Here is a 20,142-nt window from a genome sequence, read left to right on the forward strand (position 1 = left end):
GGCGGCTCATTACGTTGATCATGGTGTCCACCCTTGCGAGCTGCGCGCCGGGGCGGATCATGCCGTGGCCTGAAAAATCGGTTCATACCGTGGCATGAACCGGCTCGCGGCCTGCGTCGCTACGGTGGGCACCGTGAGTGCTTCCGTCGCCGCGTCCAGGATGCGCGCCCATGCGGTCCGCCACCTGTGGGCCGCCGACTGCGCGGTGGCCGCGACGGCGGGGCTGGCCGGTGTGCTCGGCAGCCCGACGGTCTCGTTCGCCACCGGGACGCAGGCGGTCTACACCGTGCTGGTCATCGGCGGCTGCGCGGCGATGCTGCTCCGCCGCCGGATGCCGCGGCTCTGCCTCGGGCTCCTCGTCCTGCTGCTGGCCGTGCACCTGCCGCTGGTGCAGCTCGGCCCGTACGCCGGGGTCGTCTGCCTCGTCGGTGCCTACACCACGCAGACGCGGCTCGACCGGGCCTGGCGATGGGGCTACCTCGCCTTGTTCTGCGCGGTGGCCACGGGCGGGATCGTCACCGCGCTCGCGGCGACCGGTGGTGCGGCGCAGCCCGTCCCCCTGGCGGCGGCGTACGCGCTGCTCACGGTCGCGGCGCTGATCGGTGCGATGCGACGGAACGCCGCCGAGCGGTACCGCCTGGCCGTCGAGCGGGCCGACCTCCTCGAAGCCCGGCACGAGACCGGACGGCGGCTCGCGGTGCTGGAGGAGCGCGGCAGGATCGCGCGCGAGATGCACGACATCCTCGGACACTCGCTGAACGCCGTGGCCGTCCTGTCCGAGGGCGCCCGGCACGCCGTACGGTCCGATCCGGACCGGACCGACGCGGCACTCGCCGACATCGGCAGGCTCAGCCGCTCGGCCGTGGACGAGGTACGGGACCTCATCGACGTGCTGCGTACCGAGGACGGCCCCGCCGAGCGCGGGCCCGCGCCCTCGCTGGCGGAGCTGTCCGGCCTGGTGAGCGGATTCCGCTTCACCGGAACCGTCGTCAGGACGCAGGTGGAGGGTGATCCCGGCGGGCTTCCCGGGCAGCTCGGGCGCACGGCGTACCGGATCGTTCAGGAGGCGATCACGAACGCCGTCAAGCACGCGCCCGGGGCGGCCATCACGATCCGCGTCACGATCACCGACACCGGCGTGGACCTCCTCGTCACCAACGCCCGCCCGGACGCTCCACGGGAGGCCGGCGCGGGCGAGGGGCATGGGCTCATCGGCATCCGCGAGCGCGTACGCGCTGCCGGCGGCACCGTCGAGGCGGGCCCCGACCCGGCCACCGGCGGCTGGCAGGTCCACGCTCGCCTGCCCAGGAGGCGGCCATGCTGACCATCGGGCTGGCCGACGACGAGGCCCTGTTCACCATGGGCCTGTCCATGATCATCGACGCTCAGCCCGGCATGCGGGTCCTCTGGCAGGCCGTCGACGGTGCCGACGCCATCAGGCGCCACGCCGACCAGCCGCCCGACGTCCTGCTGCTCGACATCCAGATGCCCGGCACCGACGGGCTCGCCGTCACCGAACGGCTCGTCACGTCCGGCACCACCACGAAGATCATCATCCTGACGACCTTCGACGCCGACGACTACGTCCTCACCGCCGTCGAGTCCGGCGCCGCGGGGTTCCTGCTCAAGAACACCCCGCCCGACCAGCTCATCGCCGCGATCCACACCGTGCACTCCGGCGACGCGGTCATCTCGCCCGGCCCCACCCGCCGCCTCTTCGCTGCCTTCCGCGGCGCCACGCCCGCGCGCGACGCGGCGGGCGGCCCTGACCGGCAGGCGGCGGAGCTGCTGACCGCGCGAGAGCGCGACGTCCTGGCCCTGATCGCCGGCGGACTCACCAACAAGGAGATCTGCGACCGGCTCAGCCTGTCGATGCCAACCGTCAAGACGCACGTCGGCAACCTGATCGCCAAGACCGGCGCTTATGACCGCGTCCAGCTCGTGCTGTTCGCCCTGAGGACCGGGCTCGCCACGGTCTAGCGGCCGGGGCCCCTGATCCCGTCGAGCGCCATGGTGAGCACCCGCTCGCGCTGGGCCTCGACCACGAAGTTCGTCCCGCTGACGCCGTTGACCAGGAAGAGCACGTCGTCGAAGGACACGTCGGAGCGGGCGACGCCGGCGGCCTGGGCGCGTTCGAGCAGCGGGCGGCCGGCGGCGTGGATGACGTCGCGGCAGGTGGTGAACATCTCCGCGTTGTGGGCGATCGCGTCGTAGACGGCCTTCTTCGTGGTGGCGTAGCTGACGAACCGGGTCAGCCAGGTCTCCAGGGCGTCCCACGGGTCGCGGCCCTGCAACTCGTCGGCCATCTTCGCCAGCGCCTCGACCTCGTCGAGGTAAACCGCCTCGAACAGGTGCCCCCGTGTGGGGAAGTTGCGGTAGAGGGTGGCGATGTTGACCCCGGCCTTCCTGGCGATGCCCTCCAGCGAGGCATCAGCGCCGTCGTCGGCGAACGCCTGCCGGGCGGCCTCGATCAAGGCGTCGAAGTTGCGCCGGGCGTCGGCCCGTTGCGGGCGGCGCACCTTGTAGCGCGACTCGGCCTGTGACGTCTCGTCCATCATCTCCCTCTCCGCGGCCACGGCCTTGCAACCGCAGGGGCCCCTTCGTTAAAGTCAAGGAGGCACTGCGGTTAAGCGCAGGCGCTCCTTCATTTTATCTGGCGAGGACGTACGTACATGACCACCATGGGTTTCATCGGCAGCGGGAAGATCGGCGGCACGCTCGCGCGTCTCGCCGTCGCCGCCGGCCACGACGTCGTGCTGAGCAACAGCCGCGACCCCCACACCCTTCATGACCTGGTCGCGGAGCTGGGGCCGCGCGCCCGCGCGGCGACCGCGGAGCAGGCCGCCGCCGGCGGGGACATCGTCGTGGTGTCCGTCCCGGCCCGAGCCTGCCGGCAGGTGCCCGCCGGGCCGCTGCGCGGCAAGGTCGTCATCGACACGCTCAACTACGACCCCGCCCGCCAGGGCGTCGTCCCCGAGATCGAGGCCGCCGACCTCCCGCCGTACGAGCTGCTGCAGGCGCATCTTCCTGAGTCGTACGTCGTCAAAGCGTTCACCACCGTCTTCTTCAAGCACCTGGCCACCCTCGGCCGCCCGGCGGGCGCCCCCGACCGCAGCTGCCTGCCGATCGCGGGCGACGACCCGGAGGCCAAGCGCACGGCCGCCGCCCTGATCGACTCGCTCGGTTACGACACGTACGACGTGGGCCCGCTCGCCGAGAGCCGCCGCTTCGCACCCGGCACGCCCGCCCAGCTCGCCCACCTCGACCCGGAGGGCACGTTCGCCGCCCCAGGCCGTCCGGTGGCCGCCGCCCGCCTGGCCGAGCTGCTCGGGGAGGCCCGATGAAGGCCGCCGTCGTCACCTCGTACGCCGAGCCGCCGCACTGCCTGGACGTCCCCGATCCGCGACCGGCCGGCGAGCACCAGCTGGTGGTGGACGTACTCGCCGCCGGCCTGCACCCCCGCGTCCGGATGCAGGCGGCCGGCTCGCACTACACGAGCAGCGACGACGACCTGCCCCTGGTGCCCGGGATCGACGGCGTCGGCCGCGGCCCCGACGGCACGCTCTGGTACTTCATGTCCCTGGGCGGTGACACCCCGGGCTCGATGGCGGAACGCACGCTCATCGACACCCGCCGCGCCGTCCGCCTGCCGCCCGGCGCCCCCGTCCCGCTGCACGACGTCGAACGCGCATGGACGCAGGCGCCCGGCACCAGCAGCCGCATGGTCTTCACCACCTGAGAGAGCGGACGGGGACCCCGTGCGCGGGACGCGGGCCGACTACGCGCTCGGCTTCCAGGCCAAGGGCGTGCGGTACGGCTTCCTCGGCGCGAAAGCCTTCGGCCACGACGGCTCGGCGGGTTCGGAGTCGTTCGCGACCCGGTCGGCGGGCATCGCCTTCGGCGGCGCCCGCCGCCGCTTGGGCTTCGCCTGGTCCTGCCCCGGACACGACCGGCTCGCCGTCGCGTCCACCACGCCGCCCTGTCCTCCTCGGGGGGTTGTGCTGAAGGCCGGCCATGCTTATCTTGGAACGACTATTCCAAGTTAGGAGGCCACGGGATGCCCGATGTGAAGCACTTCGATCCCGAGGCGACGTTGGACCAGGTGGTGGACCTGTTCTGGGAGCGCGGAGCCGACACCACCGGGATCGCCGACATCGTCCAGGCGACCGGGCTCAGCCGCTCCAGCCTGTACGCCACCTTCGGCGGCAAGGCGCAGCTCCAGGCCGCCGCGCTGGGACGCTACCTGGAGCGGCGGTCACGGCCGGTGTTCGACGCCCTGGCCGCCGACGGGCGCGGCGTGCCGGCCATCGCCGCGTTCTTCGAACGGCTGGTGGCGGCGCGCTGCTCGGGCGAGCACGCCCGCTGGGGCTGCCTGGTCACCAACACCCACGCCACGGCGGTCGGCGGCCTGCCGGAGATCAGGGACATCCTGGACCGGCACCACGATGCGCTGCGGTCGGCGATGCGGGCCGCGCTGGAGGCCGCGCACGCCGCCGGCCGGCTCAGGCCAGGCGTGGACGTGGAGGCCGCCGCCGAAGCGCTGGCCCTGCAGGCGTATGCCGTCAACCTGCGCTCGCGAGCCGGTGCCGAGCCGGCCGCGCTGCTGGCGGCCGTACGCGCCCTGCTCAACGGTTTCACCACTACCGAGGAGAGATGATGAGCGGTTTCCGGACCTACGACGAGAGCGACGCCCCTGAAGCGGCCCGCCCCATGCTGGTGGCGGCCAAGAAGCGGATGGGTTTCGTGACCACGCTGAACGGGGTGATGGCCGAGTCGCCGGAACTGCTGGCCGGCTACAACGCGCTCGCCGAGCAGTTCGGCAGGTCGTCGCTGTCGGCGGCGGCCAAGCAGGTGGTGCTGATCACGGCCAGCGTGGCCAACGGCTGCGAGTACTGCGTGGCCGCCCACTCCACCCTCGCGTTGCGCGCCCGGGTGCCCGCCGAGGTGGTCGAGGACCTGCGCGCGGGCCGGCCGCTGGGCGACGAGGCGCTGGAGGCCGTCCGCCGCCTCACCCGGGCGGTGGTGGAGCAGCGTGGCTGGGTGGACGAGGCCGAGATCGAGGCGTTCCTGGCCGCGGGCCACACCCGCCGCCAGGTGCTGGACATCGTGCTGGGAGTCGGCATGAAGACCCTGTCCAACTACACCAACCACATCGCCTCCACGCCCCTCGACCCGGCCTGGGCCGAGCAGGAGTGGAGCCGGACCTGATCGCGCCGGCCACTCCACCCCCTGGATTCGGCCTGGGCCGATCAGAAGCGGACCGGGTTGATCGCGCCGGCCACTCCACCCCTCGACTCCGGAGTCGGGGGTGATCACGTCGGGCGGAGGGCGTCCAGGAGGAGGGTGGTCATGCGGCCGGGTGGGCGGGCGCCGTCGCGGGCGTGGCGTTCCATGGTCAGGGCGCCCAGAGTGAGGCCGCGCAGGTCGTGGATGTCGATGTCGGTACGCACCAGCCCGCCGCGCTGGGCGCCGGTCAGCAGGGCGTCGAAGGCCCGCCAGATGTCGCCCTTGGCCCCGTCGTACGGATCGACCGGCGACCCCGCCGCCTCAAGCGCGTCGCACAGGGCCTTGTTGAGCATCGCCTGATCCACCACCCGCGCCAGGAACGCGAAGAACGCCTGCTCGGGCTGCTCGGACGCGGCCAGCCGCCTGGCCTCCTCGCCCAGCTGCCGGATCCGCTCGTCCATGACGGCCTCGAACAGCGCCTCCTTGGTGGGGAAGTGCCGGTAGACCGTGCCCGCGCCGACGCCCGCCCGCCGGGCGATCTCGTCCAGCGGCACCGCCATGCCCTCGTCCGCGAACGCCTCCTCGGCGGCGCGCAGCACCCGCTCCCGATTGCGGCGGGCGTCGGCGCGCAGCGGCTTGCCGGGGGCGGGCTGGTCGCTCATGCGGCCTTCCTCTCAGTCGGATTGGACAACCGGGGCGCGCGTTCCGTATTGTCGCCAGGACAAAGCGGGGCGCTCGTTCCGATTCTAGTTCTTCTCTGGGAGCCACCATGTCCGAGGAACTTCACGCGATCATCGAACGCCTGCGTCAGGCGTTGCGGGGAATGGAGGTGGACGCGTTCACCGGCGTGTTCGCCGATGACGCCGTCTACGAGCTACGGTTCGGCATGCCGGGGCAGCCGCGCCGGTACGAAGGCGTGCGGGCGATCCGCGAGCACATGCGGCAGGGCGTCTCCGGGGGCCTCGCCGGGCTGCTCGCCTTCGACGACGTAGGCGTCACCGTCCACGAGACCACCGACCCGGAGGTGGCCGTCGTCGAGTTCGAGCCCACCGGCACGGTTCGGACGAGCGGCGCACCCTTCAGGTTCGCCTCGTCCATCGGGGTCATCCGCGTACGGGACGGCGCCGTCGTCTCCTACCTCGACTACCCCAACCCGCTCGGCGCCGCCGAAGCGGCGGGCATGGAGTTCCAGTTGCGCACGACGGCACCCGCCGAAGCCACCGTCAAGCAGATGATCGACGCGTCGGCCGCGAACGATCACGAGGCGCTGCTCGCGCTCTACGCGCCCGATGTCGTCATCGAGATTCCGTTCGCGCCGCCGGGCGTGCCCACCCGGTCGGTCGGCCGTGACCGGTTCCGCGACCGGCTCGAAGGGGTGCGCGGGCTGCGGCGGTTCGAGCGGGCCGACGTCGTGAGCGTGCGGCCGGCCGCGGAGCCGGAGGTCGTGGTCGCCGAGTTCACCCTGTACGGCACGGTCATCGCCACGGGCGAGCCGTTCGCGACGGCGTACATCATGGTGGTCACCGTCCGCGACGGGCTCATCGTGCACTCGCGGGACTACGGCATCCCGGTGGCCGCGGCCTGACGTGCGCGGGGAACGGTGGCGAGGTCGGCGAGGAGGCTCAGGGCCGCCGCGTCGGGTGAGCCGGGGACGGCGGTGAAGACCGCCAGGCGCTGGCCCTCGTCCTGCGGCAGCGGGCGGCGGTCATGCGCAGCTCGGCGACGGTGTCGCGGGCCTTGGCGCGCCAGTCGGCGTACAGCTCGCGGGTGTGCGGATCGAGGAAGACCAGGCGCGCGACGTGGGGACGGTCGGGCGCCTGGTAGGGCAGGTGGCCGGCCAGCAGGGCGTGTGCGGCGCGGTTCCAGCTGTCGCTGGGCTTCGTGCTCGGCACGCTCGGCGGCGGCGTGATCACCAGCGGCCTGAGCTGGCGCTGGACCATGCTGGTGCTGGTCGTCATCGGCACGCTGGTGCTGGCAGGCGCGCTCACTCTCCTCTCCGGGACGCCTGACCCGCGCGTTCCTGCCCAGCTCGACGTGCCGGGCGCGGTGCTGGCGAGCGTCGGCCTGTTCGCCCTGGTGTACGGCATCACCACGCCAGCCGGCTGGGCCGCCGGCCTGGCGGTGGTCTGCCTCAGCGGGTTCCTTGTCGTGGAGCGGCGACACCCCGCACCCCTGATCCCGCTGCGGCTGAACCGGCCGGCGGTCAAGTGGGGCGGGCCGGCCGGGCTCGTCACGCTCGGGATGTACGGCGGCACGACGGTCCTGCTCAGCCTGTACATGCAGGACGTACTGGGCTACTCGCCCCTCGCCACCGGTACGTGCTTCCTCGCCGAGGGCCTCACCGCGCTCGTCGCCGGGCTGTTCACCGCCCGGCGGATCGGCGCGTACGGCAAGGTCCGGATCCTGGCGGCCGGCCTGGCCGTCCAGGGGCTCGGCACCGCCGCGATGGTTCTGCTGCCGGCGAGTGGCTGGCCGGCGCCGTCCTCGCGGTTCCGCTCCTGCGCCCCAACCCGGCGAATATCGAGCGGTCCCAGGCCGCCTTCTGAATGTTAATTTGGGTTCTCAGGTGTGCGTCGGCAATTCGCTGCGCGGGCTTTGACAGCCGCGCCGACGAAAGGTTTATTCGTGAACCCTCTCTGGCCGGACAACTTCCACGAGCCCGTCGTCGCCCTGGTCACGTTCTTCGTCGTTCTGTTCGTCGTCGGAAAACTGCTGGTTCCGCGCTTGCAGAAGACGCTGGCCGAGCGGGCGGACGCGATCGACGGCGGAATCAGGAGGGCGGAGGAAATCCAGGCCGAGGTCCGGAATCTGCAGCGGCGATACCACGAGCAGATGGAGGAGGCCCGGCGCGAAGCGGCACGGCTGCGGGAGGAGGCCCGCGAGGAGGGCGCGCAGATCAGGGCCGAGCTCCGCGCGCAGGCCCAGGCCGAGGCCCGTCACCTCATCGAAGCGGCACACGCCCAGATAGAGGCCGACAGACAGGCGGCATTCACCGAACTCCGCACGGACATCGGCCGCCTGTCGGCCGACCTGGCAGGCCGCATCATCGGGGAGTCATTAGAGGAGGTCGTGCGGCGCACCGGCGTGGTGGAGCGATTCCTGGACGAGCTGGAGAATCGCCCGGTCTCGTGAGATGACGGGGCTCCGGAATGCCAGGCAATCCGCGGTTTCGGTGGCCGTGCCGGTACGGAAACGGCGACGATCCGTGGCCGCGAAGTGTCTCAGGAGCACTAGCGGTTGGCCGGCAACGCCACACGATCCCGCCGGCGAGCCGCCCGCACGTCCGTCCGCGCCGCGTCACGGCGCTCAGTGGCCGGGGTAGCCGGGAAGGCGCGCGCGTGGTCGCCGCCCGCCCGGGCCGGCTCACCGGCGAGCACGTACGCGCCCACGACGGCCAGGCTGGTGCTGCCGCCGACGGCAGGGCCGGGGCATGATCTCGACGTGCCGCGCGGAGGTGGCGCTGAAGATCTTCGTCAAGTCGGCGCGTACGGGACGCCGCGAGCCCTCCGGAAGGACGATCATCCGGCTCGTGCCGGTGGCCCGCTCCTCGATCAGCGGCAGGGAAGGATGGATGATTGTTCCTCAGTCGGCGGGTGTCAGGAAGTCCTGCAGCTCGCGGTGCCTGAACTGGTACGTCGCGCCGCTGACCCGCAGCAGCCGCGCCTCGCACGCCCAGTCGAGGAAGCTCCACAACCGCAGCGGCAGCAGTCCCCGCGTGGCCGCGACGATCAGGCCGATCATCGTACGGGTCCACGCCACGGCGCCGAAGCTCAATCCGAAGGAGACACCCCCGACGACGGCGCACAGCAGCGACACGACCAGATCCTGGCTCATCACGAACACCAGGAACGCCGCGATCCCGCCGGTCAGCCCGAAGGCCAGCCCGATGATCGGGTTGCGGTGCAGGGCCTCGCGCGGGTGGGCCAGCTCGGCGTCCATGCTCCACCCACCGGTGGTGATCTTGAAGACGACCCCGAGCGCGAATGCCAGCACGAACGCCCCGCACAGCCCCGCGACCAGCTCCACCGGCCCGGCGTGCGCCAGCCGCAGCGGCGCCAGCCCGGTGAGCGCCCCGCACAGCCCGAAGCCCATCAGCGTGATCGGCTCGGCGCGGATCGCCTCGGCGACCGTCATGCGCCCGGCACCGACCCGGCCCGCGGCGGTCAGCCCGATGACCGTCCCGAGCGCCAGCCCGCCGGTGCCGCCCGCGACGACGGCGAACAGCGGCCCGAACACCGTCCCGCCGGTGAGCAGCAGCCCGGCCAGCCCGCCCAGCACGCCGACGGGCAGCCCGGCCAGCGCGCCGAGCAGCGCGCCGATCAACCGCCGCCGTCGCGGTACGTTGGCCCGCCCGCCCGCGGCGGCCGGCCACGCCGACAGCGACAGACCGGTCACGATCGCCACCCAGGACGTCATGAGCGCCAAGGTGAGCGCCTGCTCGGCGCCCCCGCCAACGTCACCGCCCACGTCACCGGCCGCCGAGCCGGTCCAGAACGCGACCATGGCGACGACCGCGAGCGTCACCGCGCACACGCCGTGCAGCGCCCGCACCAGGAACCGGCCGCCGATCGGCCACAGCAGGTGGGGGACGAGGTCGATCGCCGTCAGCCCCGGCGGCGGCCGGTCGGCGCCCGCGCCGTGTCCGGCCTGCCGGCGCAGGTGCGCCGCCAGGTGCTCCAGCCACGCCCGCACCTGCTCCGGCTGGTACGCCGTCCCGTACGCGGCCCTGGGCGTCAGCCGGGTCGCGGCCGGCACGTACGCCTCCAGCAGCCGCCGGGCGATCACCTCGGCCCCGGCGCGCGAGTCGGCGTGCGGATCGACCCGCAGCAGCTCGTACGGGTCCGCGCCGGACTCCACGGCCGTCGCGGTCAGCAGCAGCCGCCACGGCGTCGCGAGCGCGAGGTGCACGGCCCGGCCGTCAGGCCCCGACAGCGCCGCCTGGATGCCGTCGCGGTGGTCGGCACACGGGTGGCCGTCCGGCCAGCGCGCCTTCAGGTAGACGGCGATCTGCTCCACGCTCAGGTCGTGCAGCCGGATCACGGTGGCGTTGTCCAGCCACACGCCGGCCGCGCGCAGCTCGGCGTGCCGGTCGGCGCGGCAGGTGACGACGACCGCCCCCGCCCGGCGCCCGGACAGGTCGCTGTAGCGGTTGAGCTCGGCCAGCAGGCCCATCGCGCGGCGCGGCGGGCCGGCGGGCGGGCCGGGGTCCAGCTCGTCCAGCCCGTCCACCACGGGCAGGACCCTGCGGTCGCGTACGAGCCGGTGCGCGTCGCCGGCCGCGAGCCCGAAGTCCTGCACGAGCTGCTCGGCCAGCCAGCTCTCGAAGGGCCTGCCCGGGGTCCAGCGGGCGGCGTTCAGGCGGACCGGGACCGTGCGCGGGGGGCGGCCGGTGGCCAGCGGCGGCTCCAGGAGCTGCAGCACCAGCTCGATCGCCAGGACCGTCTTCCCGGCGCCCGACTCGCCGACGACCAGCAGCCGCTGGGGGTGCAGGGCGGTGAAGAACCGGCCGATCGTGTGCAGGTCGTCCAGGCTCGGGCCGAAGGAGACGGGTGCGATGTCGTAGCCGCCCAGCAGCCCCTTGCGTGCCCTGTCCTCCTCGCGCAGCACCCGGCGTACGAGCAGATCGACCGCCGGGTCGCGGTCGGAGCCCGCGTAGGGGGCCTCCGGCGAAGGAGCCTCCGGCGTAGGGGCCTGTGGGGGAGGGGCCTGTGGGGAAGGAGCCGACGGGGAAGGAGCCGCGTCCGGCGGGGGAGCCGCCGCTGGAGGAGAGGCCGGTGGGGGAGCGGCGGGTCCGGCGAGGGCGGCCCTGGCCGCGCGCCAGCGTTCCAGCTCCCCGCCGATCAGCTCCTCGGGATGCTCGCAGGACCGCAGGCAGGCCGTGACGAACGCCCGTACGAACTCCCAGCGCGGCAACCGATCGGTCTGCCGCAGCACATGCGAGGTCGTGCTCTTCGGCAGCGCGTCCACCAGGGCGCCGTCCGCCGCCGTGACCTGCCCGCCGAGCGCCCGCAGCCGGCTCAGCGACGGCTCGCCCGCCCACTGCCTGAGCCGTACCAGCGCCGCGACGAACTCCGCCGCGTCACCCGCCTGCGCCGGATCGGGCGGAAGGGGACGATCCTCGCTCACTGCTCTCCCGTCCTGACCAGTGCCCACGTGAACGTCGCCCGCCCCCGCCACCGGCCGGGGACGCACACCCCCTCCACAGTCTGGACGTGCCGCGCCTCCATGAGGAAGTCGCGCGCCTCGTCGGCCTCCACCAGGTCACGCCCGACGGCGATGGGCACGAAGCCGTGCCGGGGGATGTAGACCCAGCGCCCGCGGTCCCAGTCGTAGGGGTCGAACCAGCGGTGCCGTACGGTGCCGGACACCCGCACCTCCCGCCCCTCCCTGGTCAGCACGAACGAGCCCTGCGAGCGCAGCAGGCTCATGCGGCTGACGTAGAACAGCTCGGTGCCGATGAAGGCGTTGATACGGGCGTCCCAATAGTCGTGCAGCCAGGCCGACCCGTGCTCCTCCAGCGTGCCGGCCCGGCGCAGGAGCTGGCGTTCGAAGCGGCGCTGGTTCTTGCGCTCGGCCTTCTTGATCACCTTGAACGAGCGCAGCCAGCGCAGCGACATCGTCCGCGACTCGCCGACGCCGTCCATGAAGTGCTCGAGGAAGTCGGAGGCGATCGGATGGAAGTCGCGGCCCCCGTCGATGATCGACCGGAACAGGTCCACCAGCTCGGGCACCGGCCTGCCCGTCCGCCGTCTCAGCCCTCGCAGGAACATGCCGGCCCTTCCCCTGATTGATGGGTGCGATCGAGCGTCACGTACACGTCGGGCGGAACTCCTCCTCGGGCACGAGCGTCGCCCACTCGCCGCGGGTGAGCCAGCGGCCGGCGTTGGCGCAGGCCGCGGCCACCAGGTCGGCGGGCGTGCGGGCGTCCCACAGCCGCGCGGTCCCGTCGCCGGAGACCGAGGCCACCTTCGTGCCGTCGGGGGAGTAGGCGAGCGCGGCCACGCCGCGCGTGTGGCCGGTCATCGGATGGCCGAGCGGCCGGTACACGCGCAGGTCCCACAGCAGCACGTCGCCGCCCTGCAGCCCGGTGGCCAGCACCTGGCCGTCGGGGCTGAACGCGACCGTGGTGGGCGCGGCGTCCTTCGGCACCAGGGCGACGCCCTTGGTGCGGCGGCGCGGCACGTCCCACAGCCGCACGGCGTTGTCGTCCGCCGTGTACGCCAGGACCGTGCCGTCGGGGCTGAAGTCCAGGTCGTTGACCAGCCCGCCGGCGACCGCGGGCGGCGTGCCCTCGATCTGGCGGCGGGTGGCGACGTCGAAGAGCCGTACCCGGGCGTCGAAGCCCGCGCTGGCCAGCGTCCTGCCGTCGGGGCTGATGGCCATGCCGGTGATGACGTCGGTGTGGTCGTCCACGCGGATGCGCGGCCCGGACTCGCGGCGGCTCGCGACGTCCCAGAACGCGATCTCCTGCTCGTGCTGCACGGCCACGAACCTGCCGTCGGGGCTGAAGGCGGCCACGCCCTTGAACACGGGGTCATGGGCGAGCACGCGGCGGCTCGCGAGGTCCCAGATCCGCAGGCCGTCCATGGCGGACGTCAGCAGCGTGCGCCCGTCGGGCGTGAACATCATGCTGATCACCGGGCCGCGGGCGCCGGGCGCGCGCAGCGGCGGGCCGATGGGACGCTGGGTGGCGACGTCCCACAACAGCACGTCGGGGTCGCGGGCGCCGGGGCCCGCGGTCGCCAGCGTCCGTCCGTCGCGGCTCAGCGCGACCGCGTGCTGCGCCCGCATCGGGGTGCCGACCTGCAGGTGGACCCGTGGCTCTGCGAAGCGGACGACGCCGTCGGCGCTCGCGGCGGCCAGCAGCTCGCCGTCGGCGCTGAACGCCACCCGCCCCACGCCCGCGTAGTTGGCCTGCAGCGCGGTGACCTGCTGCCGGCTGGTCGTGTCCCACAGCGCGGTACGGCCGGCGGTCCCGCCGGTGGCGATCCTGGTGCCGTCGGGGCTGAAGGCGACCGAGGAGAAGCCGCCTTCGCGGTCCTTGAGCGCGCCCGTGCGCCGGCCCGACGCCGTGTCCCACAGGATCGCGCCGTCGCCGCCGGCGGTCGCGAGCGTCCTGGTGTCGGGGCTGAGCGCGATGTCGTAGAGGGGGCCCTCGTCCTGCTCGGCGAACGGGGCGCCGAGCGGGCGGGCGGTGGCGGGGTCCCAGAGCCGTACGGCCAGGCCCCGGGCGACGGCCATGGCTCTGCCGTCCCGGCTGAACACCACCCGCTGCACGATGCTCGCCAGCTCGGGCCCGTGGTCGGGACGCCCCATGGCGGGGCCGCTCGGGCGGTGTGTGACGGGGTCCCACCGCCGGACGACGCCGCGGAAGTCGCCCGTCACGAACGTCCGGCCGTCGGGGCTGTAGGCCAGCGCCGACACGACCGCGTCATGTTTCAGATCGGGGCCCAGCACGCGGCGGGTGGCCACGTCGTAGAAGCGGACGGTGCTGGTGCACCCGGTGGCCAGGGTCTTGCCGTCGGGGCTGAGCGCCACCTGGACGCCGGAGCACTCGAACTCGGCGCGGGTGATCGGGGCGCCGAGCTGTTTCCGGGTGGCGACGTCCCAGATGCGCGCGGTGCCGTCGTCGCCGCCTGTCACCGCGATCCTGCCGTCGGCGCTGAGCGCGAGTGACCTGATGCCGCGCACGTGCCCGGTGAGCTCGCCCCTGCCGGTGCCGGTCGCGGCGGTCAGCAGGCGGTTGCGCGCCTCGTCGGTGGGTGCGATCTTCCAGGCTGCGACGGCCAGCATCGAGGCCAGGGCGACGTCGCCGGTGACCTCGCTCTGCGCGGCGAGCTGGCGGGAGAGCGCCACCCTGCGCTGGCGTCCCGCCTCGTCCGCGGCGCCGACGGCGAGGGTGGCGGCGAGGAGGGCGAGCACCGACAGCGTCGCGAGGCTCGCGACGGCGAGTCTGCGGCGGCGGCTCGTGCGTCGCTCCTCCTTCTCGGACGCCGCGACGAAGCCGTCCACGACGGGCCCGGGCGGCGGGAAGCTGTCGGGGTCGCGCTCCCAGCGGGGCCTGCTGTCCTGGACGGCGAGCAGCCGCGCGCCGCGATAGAGGAACGCGGGGTCGCGATGGTGGTCGGCCCACTGGGCGGCGGCCTCCACGAGCCGGTCGTAGACCCCCTGCGCGGCCAGGTCGGGCTCCAGCCACTGCCGCAGCGTGGGCCAGGCGGTCAGCAGCGCGTCGTGGGAGATCTCGGCGCCGTCCTCGTGCAGGGTGAGCAGCCGCCGGTCGGCGAACGCCGACAGCAGCGCCCCCACCTGCTCGCGCCGCTGCGGGGTGTGCGCCGAGGCGGCGGCGTGGATCTCGGCCAGCCGCGCCCCGCGCCGCGCCACCCGGCCGCCCGCCGTGATGAGGGTCAGCCGGCGGAAGATGCGCAGCGCGGCCTTGCGGTCCTCCGGCGACAGCCGCCCGAGCACCTCGTCGGCCGTGCGGCGCACGGAGTCGCGGACCCGGCCGGACTCCTCGTAGCCGCGCAGGGTCAGCGTGCCGTCCGTACGGCGTTCCCAGGTGTTGCGCAGCGCCTGCGAGAGCAGGGGCAGCGCGCCGGCCAGAGGACGGTCGCCCGAGCCCGTCCGCAGCTCGGCGAGCATGGTCTCCACCAGGCCAGGTTCGATCCGCAGGCCGGCGGCAGCGGCCGGGCCGGTGATGGCGAGGCGCAGGTCGGCCTCCGTCATCGGCTCGACGATGACCTGCCCGTCCTGGATGGCCTCCGCGAAGCGCGGGTAGGCGGCGCAGCGGTCCCAGTGGTCCGCGCGGACCCCGACGACCACGCCCGCGCCGTGCGGGCCACCGGTGAGTGCGTGCAGCGTGGCCACGTACGCCTGGCGCTCGTGCTCGTCGCCCACCAGCGTGAACAGCTCCTCGAACTGGTCGGCCACCAGCAGCGGCCGCCCGTCCGCCTCGTCGAGCAGCCGCCACGGGTCGGCGCGCAGCCGCGCGGCCACCGTCTCGGCGTCGCCGCCGAACTCCTTGGCCCAGGTCTCGGCCAGCGTGCGGAACGGCGTCGCGGTCGGCGTGGTGAGCAGGCACCGCCACTCCCGCGGCCCGGCGGCCGGGAGTTCGCCCTTGTCCACCGCGGGGAGCAGGCCCGCGCGTAGCAGCGACGACTTGCCGACGCCCGATGCGCCCGAGACGAGCAGGACGGAGCCCCGCCCTGCCAGCCGCCGCCCGAGCCGGTCGAGAAGATCGCGGGTCGCCCGCGTACGGCCGAAGAACAGCTCGGACAGTCCCGCTTCGAACGGAGCGAGACCCTGGTAGGGGCAGATGTCGTTGGGATGACCGCCCCGCTCGCCCATGGCGGTCATTCTGACAAAGGGGGCCACCGGCATCAAACGGGTTGCGTCCGATTTCGTCCAATGTCGTCCCATACATGGTCTGAACGGCTCGAACGCGGTTCTGATGGACGTGCTGCCACTTGATCGAGAGGCCCGGCCCGGCGCCGGAGCCCTCCATGGGGGATCGCGGGAGACGACTTGTACTCGGCACGATGCACTCCGCCCGGCGCCGCAGGGGAGACCGGCGACGGGCACGCGGCGGGCGCGCTGCTACGAGGATGGCGCAAGCGTGCCCTGCTGACCCAGGAACAACTCGCCGAGAAGGCGGGACTCAACGTCAGGACCGTGCGGCGGCTGGAGAGCGGGGGGCTCCAGCCGCGCAGCAGGTCCGTGCTGCTGATCGCGCAGGCGCTCGGGCTGTGCGGCGAGGAGCGCGAGCAGCTGGCCGCCGCCGCCCGGGGCGCGCCCGCCGCTCCGGCCGACGAGCCGGCCATCAGCCCGATCGTGCCTCGTCAGCTGCCCGCCGGCCTCGCGGCGCTGGCCGGCCGCGAGCACGAGCTGACGATCGTCGAGAACGCGCACCGCGCGGAACCGGCGCCGGTCGTCGCCGTCGACGGCATGGCGGGAACGGGCAAGACGGCGCTCGCGGTGCACGCCGCTCACCGGCTCGCGCCCGGCTTCCCCGACGGGCAGCTCTACGTGGACCTGCACGGCCACACGCCCGGCGCGGCCCCGGTCGGGCCCGCCGAGGCCCTGGCCAGGATGGCGCGCGCGCTCGGCGTGCCAGGCGCGGACCTGCCTGACCAGCTCGACGACCGCGCGGCGCTCTACCGCAGCGTGCTGGCGCGGCGCCGGGTGCTGGTCGTGCTGGACGACGCCGCTGACGAGGACCAGATCCAGCCGCTGCTGCCCGCGGGCCCCGGCTGCCGGGTCATCGTCACCAGCCGGCGGCGGCTGAGCGGGCTGGGGGACGTCCGCGCGCTGTCGCTGGACGTCCTGCCCCCTGCGGCGGCGGTCGCCCTGTTCGCCGAGGTCGCCGGGCGGGAGCGGGTGGCCGGGGCGCCGCGCGGCGAGCTGCATGAGGTGGTGGCCCGGTGCGGGGCGCTGCCGCTGGCCGTCCGCATCGCCGCCGAGCGGCTGCGGGCGCGCCCGACGTGGCGGGTGCGGGACCTGCTCGACCGGCTCGCCGGTGACCGGCTGGCCGCGCTGAAGGCGGGCCGGCACGACGTCGCCGCCGCCCTCGACCGGTCCTACGACCGGCTGCCGGCCGACCTGCGGCGTGCGTACCGGCTGCTGGGGGCACGCACCGGCGCCGGCGCGAACGTGGACCCGCGCACCGCGGCCACCCTGCTCGGGACGAGCCCGCCCCACGCCGAGCGGCTGCTGGAGCGGCTGCTGGACGCGCACCTGCTCCGCGAGGCCGCGCCAGGGAGGTACCTGTTCCACGACCTCGTCCGTGACCACGCCTGCCGGGCGAGCCGCGTGGCGTGACCGTCAGCGGGGGCGGGGTTCGCGGCCGGGCGGCTGGCGTACCTGCTGATCCGGTTCCTCGCGCGGCGGGTTGGGCCGGGTGACCTGCTCCTCGCCCAGCTCGACCCGCTCGCCGCAGTGCAGCACCGTGATCGGCGGGCCGTCCAGCAGCCGGTACGTCGTCGCCTCCCGCGTGGCGCTGACGCACACCAGGCTGCCCCGGTACCGCAGCCGGAAGCCCAGCCGGGTGATGCCCGCGGGCAGGCACGGCGCGAACCGCAGCCGCCCATCGCCCGCGCGCATCCCGCCGAACCCCGACACCAGCGCGATCCACGCCCCCGCCAGCGAGGCCATGTGCACGCCGTCCACCGTGTTCTTCTCCAGGTCGGCGAGGTCCATCAGCGCCGCCTCGCCGAGGTAGCGGTAGGCCAGGCCGAGGTGCCCGACCTCGGCGGCCATGACCGCCTGCGTACAGGCCGACAGGGACGAGTCGCGCACGGTCAGCGCCTCGTAGTAGGCGAAGTTCGCGGCCTTCTGCTCAGCGGTGAAGGCGTCGGGGCGCAGGTGCATGGCGAGCACGACGTCCGCCTGCTTGACCACCTGCCGCCGGTAGAGGTCGAAGTACGGGAAGTGCAGCAGCAGCGGGTAACGGTCGCCGGTGGCGTCGAAGTCCCAGAGCGCGTGCTGGGTGAAGCCCTCGCTCTGCTGATGCACGCCGAGCCGCTCGTCGAAGGGGACGGTCATCGCCTCCGCCCCCGCGCGCCAGGTGCGGATCTCCTCCTCGGTGACGCCGAGCCGCGCCGCCGGGCCGGGATGGCGTTCCGCCGCGTCGGCCGCGGCGCGCAGGTTCTGCTGGGCCAGCAGGTTCGTGTAGACGTTGTTGTCCACGACCGCGGTGTACTCGTCCGGCCCCGTCACGCCGTCGATGCGATAGCGCCCCGACGCGTCGTGGTGGCCCAGCGAGCACCACAGCCGGGCCGTCTCGACCAGCAGCGGCAGACCGGTCTCGCGGTCGAAGACGGCGTCGTCGAGGGCGTCCACGTACTGGGTGACGGCGTGCGCGATGTCGGCGTTGACGTGGAAGGCCGCCGTGCCCGCCGGCCAGTAGCCGGAGCACTCCTCGCCGTGGATCGTCCGCCAGGGGAAGGCGGCGCCGCCCAGCCCGAGCTGCGTGGCCCGCTCCCTGGCCAGGGGCAGCGTGGAGCGCCGCCACGACAGGGCGTCCGCGACGGCCGGGGGATAGGTGTAGGTGAGCACCGGCAGCACGAAGATCTCGGTGTCCCAGAAGGTGTGCCCGTCGTACCCGGTGCCGGTCAGGCCCTTGGCCGGGATCGGCCGCGACTCCAGCCGCGCGGCCGACTGCAGCAGGTGGAACATCCCGAAACGGACGGCCTGCTGCACCTCGTCGTCGCCCTCCACCTCGACGTCGGCGCCGTCCCAGAAGGCGTCGAGGAAGCGCCGCTGGACGGCGCAGAGGCCGTCCCAGCCGGTCAGGCGGGCCGCCGCCAGCGCCGCCGCCACCTGGTCGTGCAGCGCGGCCCGCGAGCGCCGGCGCGACCAGCCGTAGGAGAACAGCTTGACCACCCGCAGCGTCTGGCCGGGCGACAGGCGGGTGGCGACGGTCAGGCGGCTGATGTCGTCGCCGCCGCGCCCCTCGGTCAGCGTCTCGTCGGGACCCTCGATCTCGTGCCACATGCCGGCCGCCAGCCGCAGCCCGCTCTCCCTGGTGCGGTGCACCATGATGCCCAGGCCGTCGTCGCCGGTGACGTTCTCCTCCTCGATGAGGGGGGAGCGCAGCGGCGCGGCGGCCCGCGGGTCGCCGGAGGCGGCCGTGCGGGTCTCGTTGGCGATCAGCTCCGACTGGACGACGACGCGGATCGGGCGGTCCACGGCCTGGACCTCGTAGTTGATCGCGGCGATCGCGCGATGGGTGAACGACACCAGCCGGGTCGAGGTGATGCGTACCGGGGCGCCGGTCGGGGAGCTCCAGTGCGCGGTGCGGGTGAGCGTGCCGGCCCGCAGGTCCAGCACCCGCTCGTGCTGGTGCAGGGTGCCGTAGCGCAGGTCGAACGGCTCGTCGCCGACCAGCAGCCTGATCACCTTGCCGTTGGTGACGTTGACCACCGTCTGGCCCGACTCCGGGTAGCCGTAACCCGCCTCCGCGTACGGCAGCGGGCGCAGCTCGTAGCAGCCGTTGAGGTACGTGCCCGGCTCGGCGTGCGGCTCGCCCTCGTCCAGGTTGCCGCGCAGCCCGATGTGCCCGTTGGACAGCGCGAACAGGGACTCGGTCTGCGCCAGCACGTCGAGGTCGAGCCGGTGCTCGCGCAGGGCCCACGGCTCGATCGTGAACGCCGGATGCCGGATCATCGCACGCCCTCCAGCAGCTCGGCCAGGTCGGTGACCACGATGTCCGCGCCGTTCTCGCGCAGCTCGTCCGCCTGCCCCACGCGGTCGACCCCGATGACGAAGCCGAACCTGCCCGCCCGGCCCGCCGCCACCCCCGCCAGCGCGTCCTCGAACACCGCCGCCTGCCCCGGCTCCAGCTTCAGCGCCTCCGCCGCCGCCAGGTACATGTCGGGGGCCGGCTTGCCCGCCAGCCGCCGCTCCTGCGCCACCACGCCGTCGACCCTGGCCTCGAACCGCCCGGCGATGCCCGCCGCGTCCAGCACCTGCGCGGTGTTCGCGCTGGACGACACCACCGCCGTACGCAGCCCCGCCCGCCGCACCTCGTCCACGTAGCGGACCGAGCCGGGGAACACCTGGACGCCGTCCCGCTCGATGACGGCCTGCACGAGCTGGTTCTTGCGGTTGCTCAGCCCCTGCACGGTCAGCGCGTCAGGCGGGTCGTCCGGCGTCCCTTCCGGCAGCTCGATGCCGCGCGATCGCAGGAAGCCGCGGGCGCCGTCCGCGCGCTTCTTGCCGTCCACGTAGCGGTCGTAGTCGGCGGCGGCGTCGAACGGCACGAACGGCGTCCCCGTCCGGCCGGCCCACTTGTGCAGGAACTCGTCGAACATCGACTTCCAGGCCGCGGCGTGGACGGTGGCGGTGCGCGTCAGCACACCGTCCATGTCGAACAGGCATCCGCGAATGCCCTCAGGCAACCCCAGCATGCATCCTCCACTT

General features: G+C 73.7%; 19 protein-coding genes. 11 read left to right on the forward strand and 8 right to left on the reverse strand.

What is annotated here, in order from left to right; genetic code table 11:
* The first annotated feature begins 133 nt into the window (after nucleotides 1–133).
* Both AB0K12_RS37215 and AB0K12_RS37220 read left to right on the forward strand, forming a co-directional pair.
* Nucleotides 134–1,324, forward strand: a complete 1,191-nt coding sequence (locus tag AB0K12_RS37215) for a sensor histidine kinase (protein ID WP_364571896.1) — start codon at nucleotides 134–136, stop codon at nucleotides 1,322–1,324.
* Nucleotides 1,318–1,980: a response regulator transcription factor gene (locus tag AB0K12_RS37220; protein WP_364571898.1), complete on the forward strand. Its 663-nt coding sequence runs from the start codon at nucleotides 1,318–1,320 to the stop codon at nucleotides 1,978–1,980. Before AB0K12_RS37215 ends, AB0K12_RS37220 begins: the two co-directional genes overlap by 7 nt.
* Here the strand turns inward: AB0K12_RS37220 and AB0K12_RS37225 are convergent.
* Entirely contained in the window at nucleotides 1,977–2,558 is a 582-nt protein-coding gene (locus AB0K12_RS37225) for a helix-turn-helix domain-containing protein (RefSeq protein ID WP_364571900.1), read from the reverse strand. The genes AB0K12_RS37220 and AB0K12_RS37225 overlap by 4 nt on opposite strands.
* Nucleotides 2,559–2,672: 114 nt before the next feature.
* Between AB0K12_RS37225 and AB0K12_RS37230 the strand changes: the two genes are divergently transcribed.
* Genes AB0K12_RS37230 through AB0K12_RS37250 form a run of 5 tightly spaced genes read left to right on the forward strand, consistent with a single transcriptional unit; the run spans nucleotide 2,673 to nucleotide 5,208 of the window.
* On the forward strand, nucleotides 2,673–3,344 hold the full coding sequence (locus AB0K12_RS37230; protein ID WP_364571902.1) for an NADPH-dependent F420 reductase: 672 nt from the start codon (nucleotides 2,673–2,675) through the stop codon (nucleotides 3,342–3,344).
* Entirely contained in the window at nucleotides 3,341–3,739 is a 399-nt protein-coding gene (locus tag AB0K12_RS37235) for a hypothetical protein (RefSeq protein ID WP_364571904.1), read from the forward strand. The genes AB0K12_RS37230 and AB0K12_RS37235 overlap by 4 nt, the downstream gene beginning before the upstream one ends.
* A gap of 19 nt (nucleotides 3,740–3,758) precedes the next feature.
* On the forward strand, nucleotides 3,759–4,046 hold the full coding sequence (locus AB0K12_RS37240) for a hypothetical protein (protein ID WP_364571906.1): 288 nt from the start codon (nucleotides 3,759–3,761) through the stop codon (nucleotides 4,044–4,046).
* Between the two features lie 11 nt (nucleotides 4,047–4,057).
* The gene (locus tag AB0K12_RS37245; RefSeq protein WP_364571908.1) at nucleotides 4,058–4,657 is read left to right on the forward strand and encodes a helix-turn-helix domain-containing protein; all 600 of its coding nucleotides are present in this window, start codon (nucleotides 4,058–4,060) and stop codon (nucleotides 4,655–4,657) included.
* A complete protein-coding gene (locus tag AB0K12_RS37250) occupies nucleotides 4,657–5,208 on the forward strand; it encodes a carboxymuconolactone decarboxylase family protein (RefSeq protein ID WP_364571910.1) in 552 nt (183 codons plus the stop codon). Before AB0K12_RS37245 ends, AB0K12_RS37250 begins: the two co-directional genes overlap by 1 nt.
* A 104-nt stretch (nucleotides 5,209–5,312) precedes the next feature.
* On the opposite strand, the gene AB0K12_RS37255 is transcribed toward AB0K12_RS37250, so the two are convergent.
* Nucleotides 5,313–5,888, reverse strand: coding sequence for a helix-turn-helix domain-containing protein (locus AB0K12_RS37255; protein ID WP_364571912.1), 576 nt, complete (start codon nucleotides 5,886–5,888; stop codon nucleotides 5,313–5,315).
* A gap of 107 nt (nucleotides 5,889–5,995) precedes the next feature.
* Here AB0K12_RS37255 and AB0K12_RS37260 point away from each other — a divergent pair, with 107 nt between their 5' ends.
* Nucleotides 5,996–6,811, forward strand: a complete 816-nt coding sequence (locus AB0K12_RS37260) for a nuclear transport factor 2 family protein (protein WP_364571914.1) — start codon at nucleotides 5,996–5,998, stop codon at nucleotides 6,809–6,811.
* Between the two features lie 37 nt (nucleotides 6,812–6,848).
* On the opposite strand, the gene AB0K12_RS37265 is transcribed toward AB0K12_RS37260, so the two are convergent.
* Entirely contained in the window at nucleotides 6,849–7,118 is a 270-nt protein-coding gene (locus tag AB0K12_RS37265) for a hypothetical protein (RefSeq protein WP_364571916.1), read from the reverse strand.
* On the opposite strand from AB0K12_RS37265, the gene AB0K12_RS37270 reads away from it, so the two are divergent.
* On the forward strand, nucleotides 7,108–7,779 hold the full coding sequence (locus AB0K12_RS37270) for an MFS transporter (protein ID WP_364571918.1): 672 nt from the start codon (nucleotides 7,108–7,110) through the stop codon (nucleotides 7,777–7,779). The two genes, AB0K12_RS37265 and AB0K12_RS37270, sit on opposite strands and share 11 nt — an antisense overlap.
* A gap of 15 nt (nucleotides 7,780–7,794) precedes the next feature.
* The gene (locus AB0K12_RS37275) at nucleotides 7,795–8,358 is read left to right on the forward strand and encodes a F0F1 ATP synthase subunit B (protein WP_364571920.1); all 564 of its coding nucleotides are present in this window, start codon (nucleotides 7,795–7,797) and stop codon (nucleotides 8,356–8,358) included.
* 450 nt (nucleotides 8,359–8,808) lie between these two features.
* On the opposite strand, the gene AB0K12_RS37280 is transcribed toward AB0K12_RS37275, so the two are convergent.
* Genes AB0K12_RS37280 through AB0K12_RS37290 form a run of 3 tightly spaced genes read right to left on the reverse strand, consistent with a single transcriptional unit; the run spans nucleotide 8,809 to nucleotide 15,570 of the window.
* Nucleotides 8,809–11,352: an NACHT domain-containing protein gene (locus AB0K12_RS37280; protein WP_364571922.1), complete on the reverse strand. Its 2,544-nt coding sequence runs from the start codon at nucleotides 11,350–11,352 to the stop codon at nucleotides 8,809–8,811.
* Nucleotides 11,349–11,996 (reverse strand): hypothetical protein, encoded by a 648-nt coding sequence (locus AB0K12_RS37285; RefSeq protein WP_364571924.1) that lies wholly within the window; start codon nucleotides 11,994–11,996, stop codon nucleotides 11,349–11,351. The genes AB0K12_RS37280 and AB0K12_RS37285 overlap by 4 nt, the downstream gene beginning before the upstream one ends.
* A gap of 37 nt (nucleotides 11,997–12,033) precedes the next feature.
* Complete coding sequence (locus AB0K12_RS37290; RefSeq protein WP_364571926.1) at nucleotides 12,034–15,570, reverse strand: AAA family ATPase; 3,537 nt, start codon at nucleotides 15,568–15,570, stop codon at nucleotides 12,034–12,036.
* 177 nt (nucleotides 15,571–15,747) lie between these two features.
* On the opposite strand from AB0K12_RS37290, the gene AB0K12_RS37295 reads away from it, so the two are divergent.
* The gene (locus tag AB0K12_RS37295; RefSeq protein WP_364571928.1) at nucleotides 15,748–17,040 is read left to right on the forward strand and encodes an NB-ARC domain-containing protein; all 1,293 of its coding nucleotides are present in this window, start codon (nucleotides 15,748–15,750) and stop codon (nucleotides 17,038–17,040) included.
* 3 nt (nucleotides 17,041–17,043) lie between these two features.
* Here the strand turns inward: AB0K12_RS37295 and AB0K12_RS37300 are convergent, their stop codons facing one another.
* Entirely contained in the window at nucleotides 17,044–19,386 is a 2,343-nt protein-coding gene (locus AB0K12_RS37300) for a glycosyl hydrolase family 65 protein (RefSeq protein WP_364571930.1), read from the reverse strand.
* Complete coding sequence (locus tag AB0K12_RS37305; protein ID WP_364571932.1) at nucleotides 19,383–20,129, reverse strand: beta-phosphoglucomutase family hydrolase; 747 nt, start codon at nucleotides 20,127–20,129, stop codon at nucleotides 19,383–19,385. Before AB0K12_RS37305 ends, AB0K12_RS37300 begins: the two co-directional genes overlap by 4 nt.
* Nucleotides 20,130–20,142 lie beyond the last annotated feature (13 nt).

It is taken from the genome of Nonomuraea sp. NPDC049419 (assembly GCF_040676995.1).
GTDB lineage: Bacteria > Actinomycetota > Actinomycetes > Streptosporangiales > Streptosporangiaceae > Nonomuraea > Nonomuraea salmonea.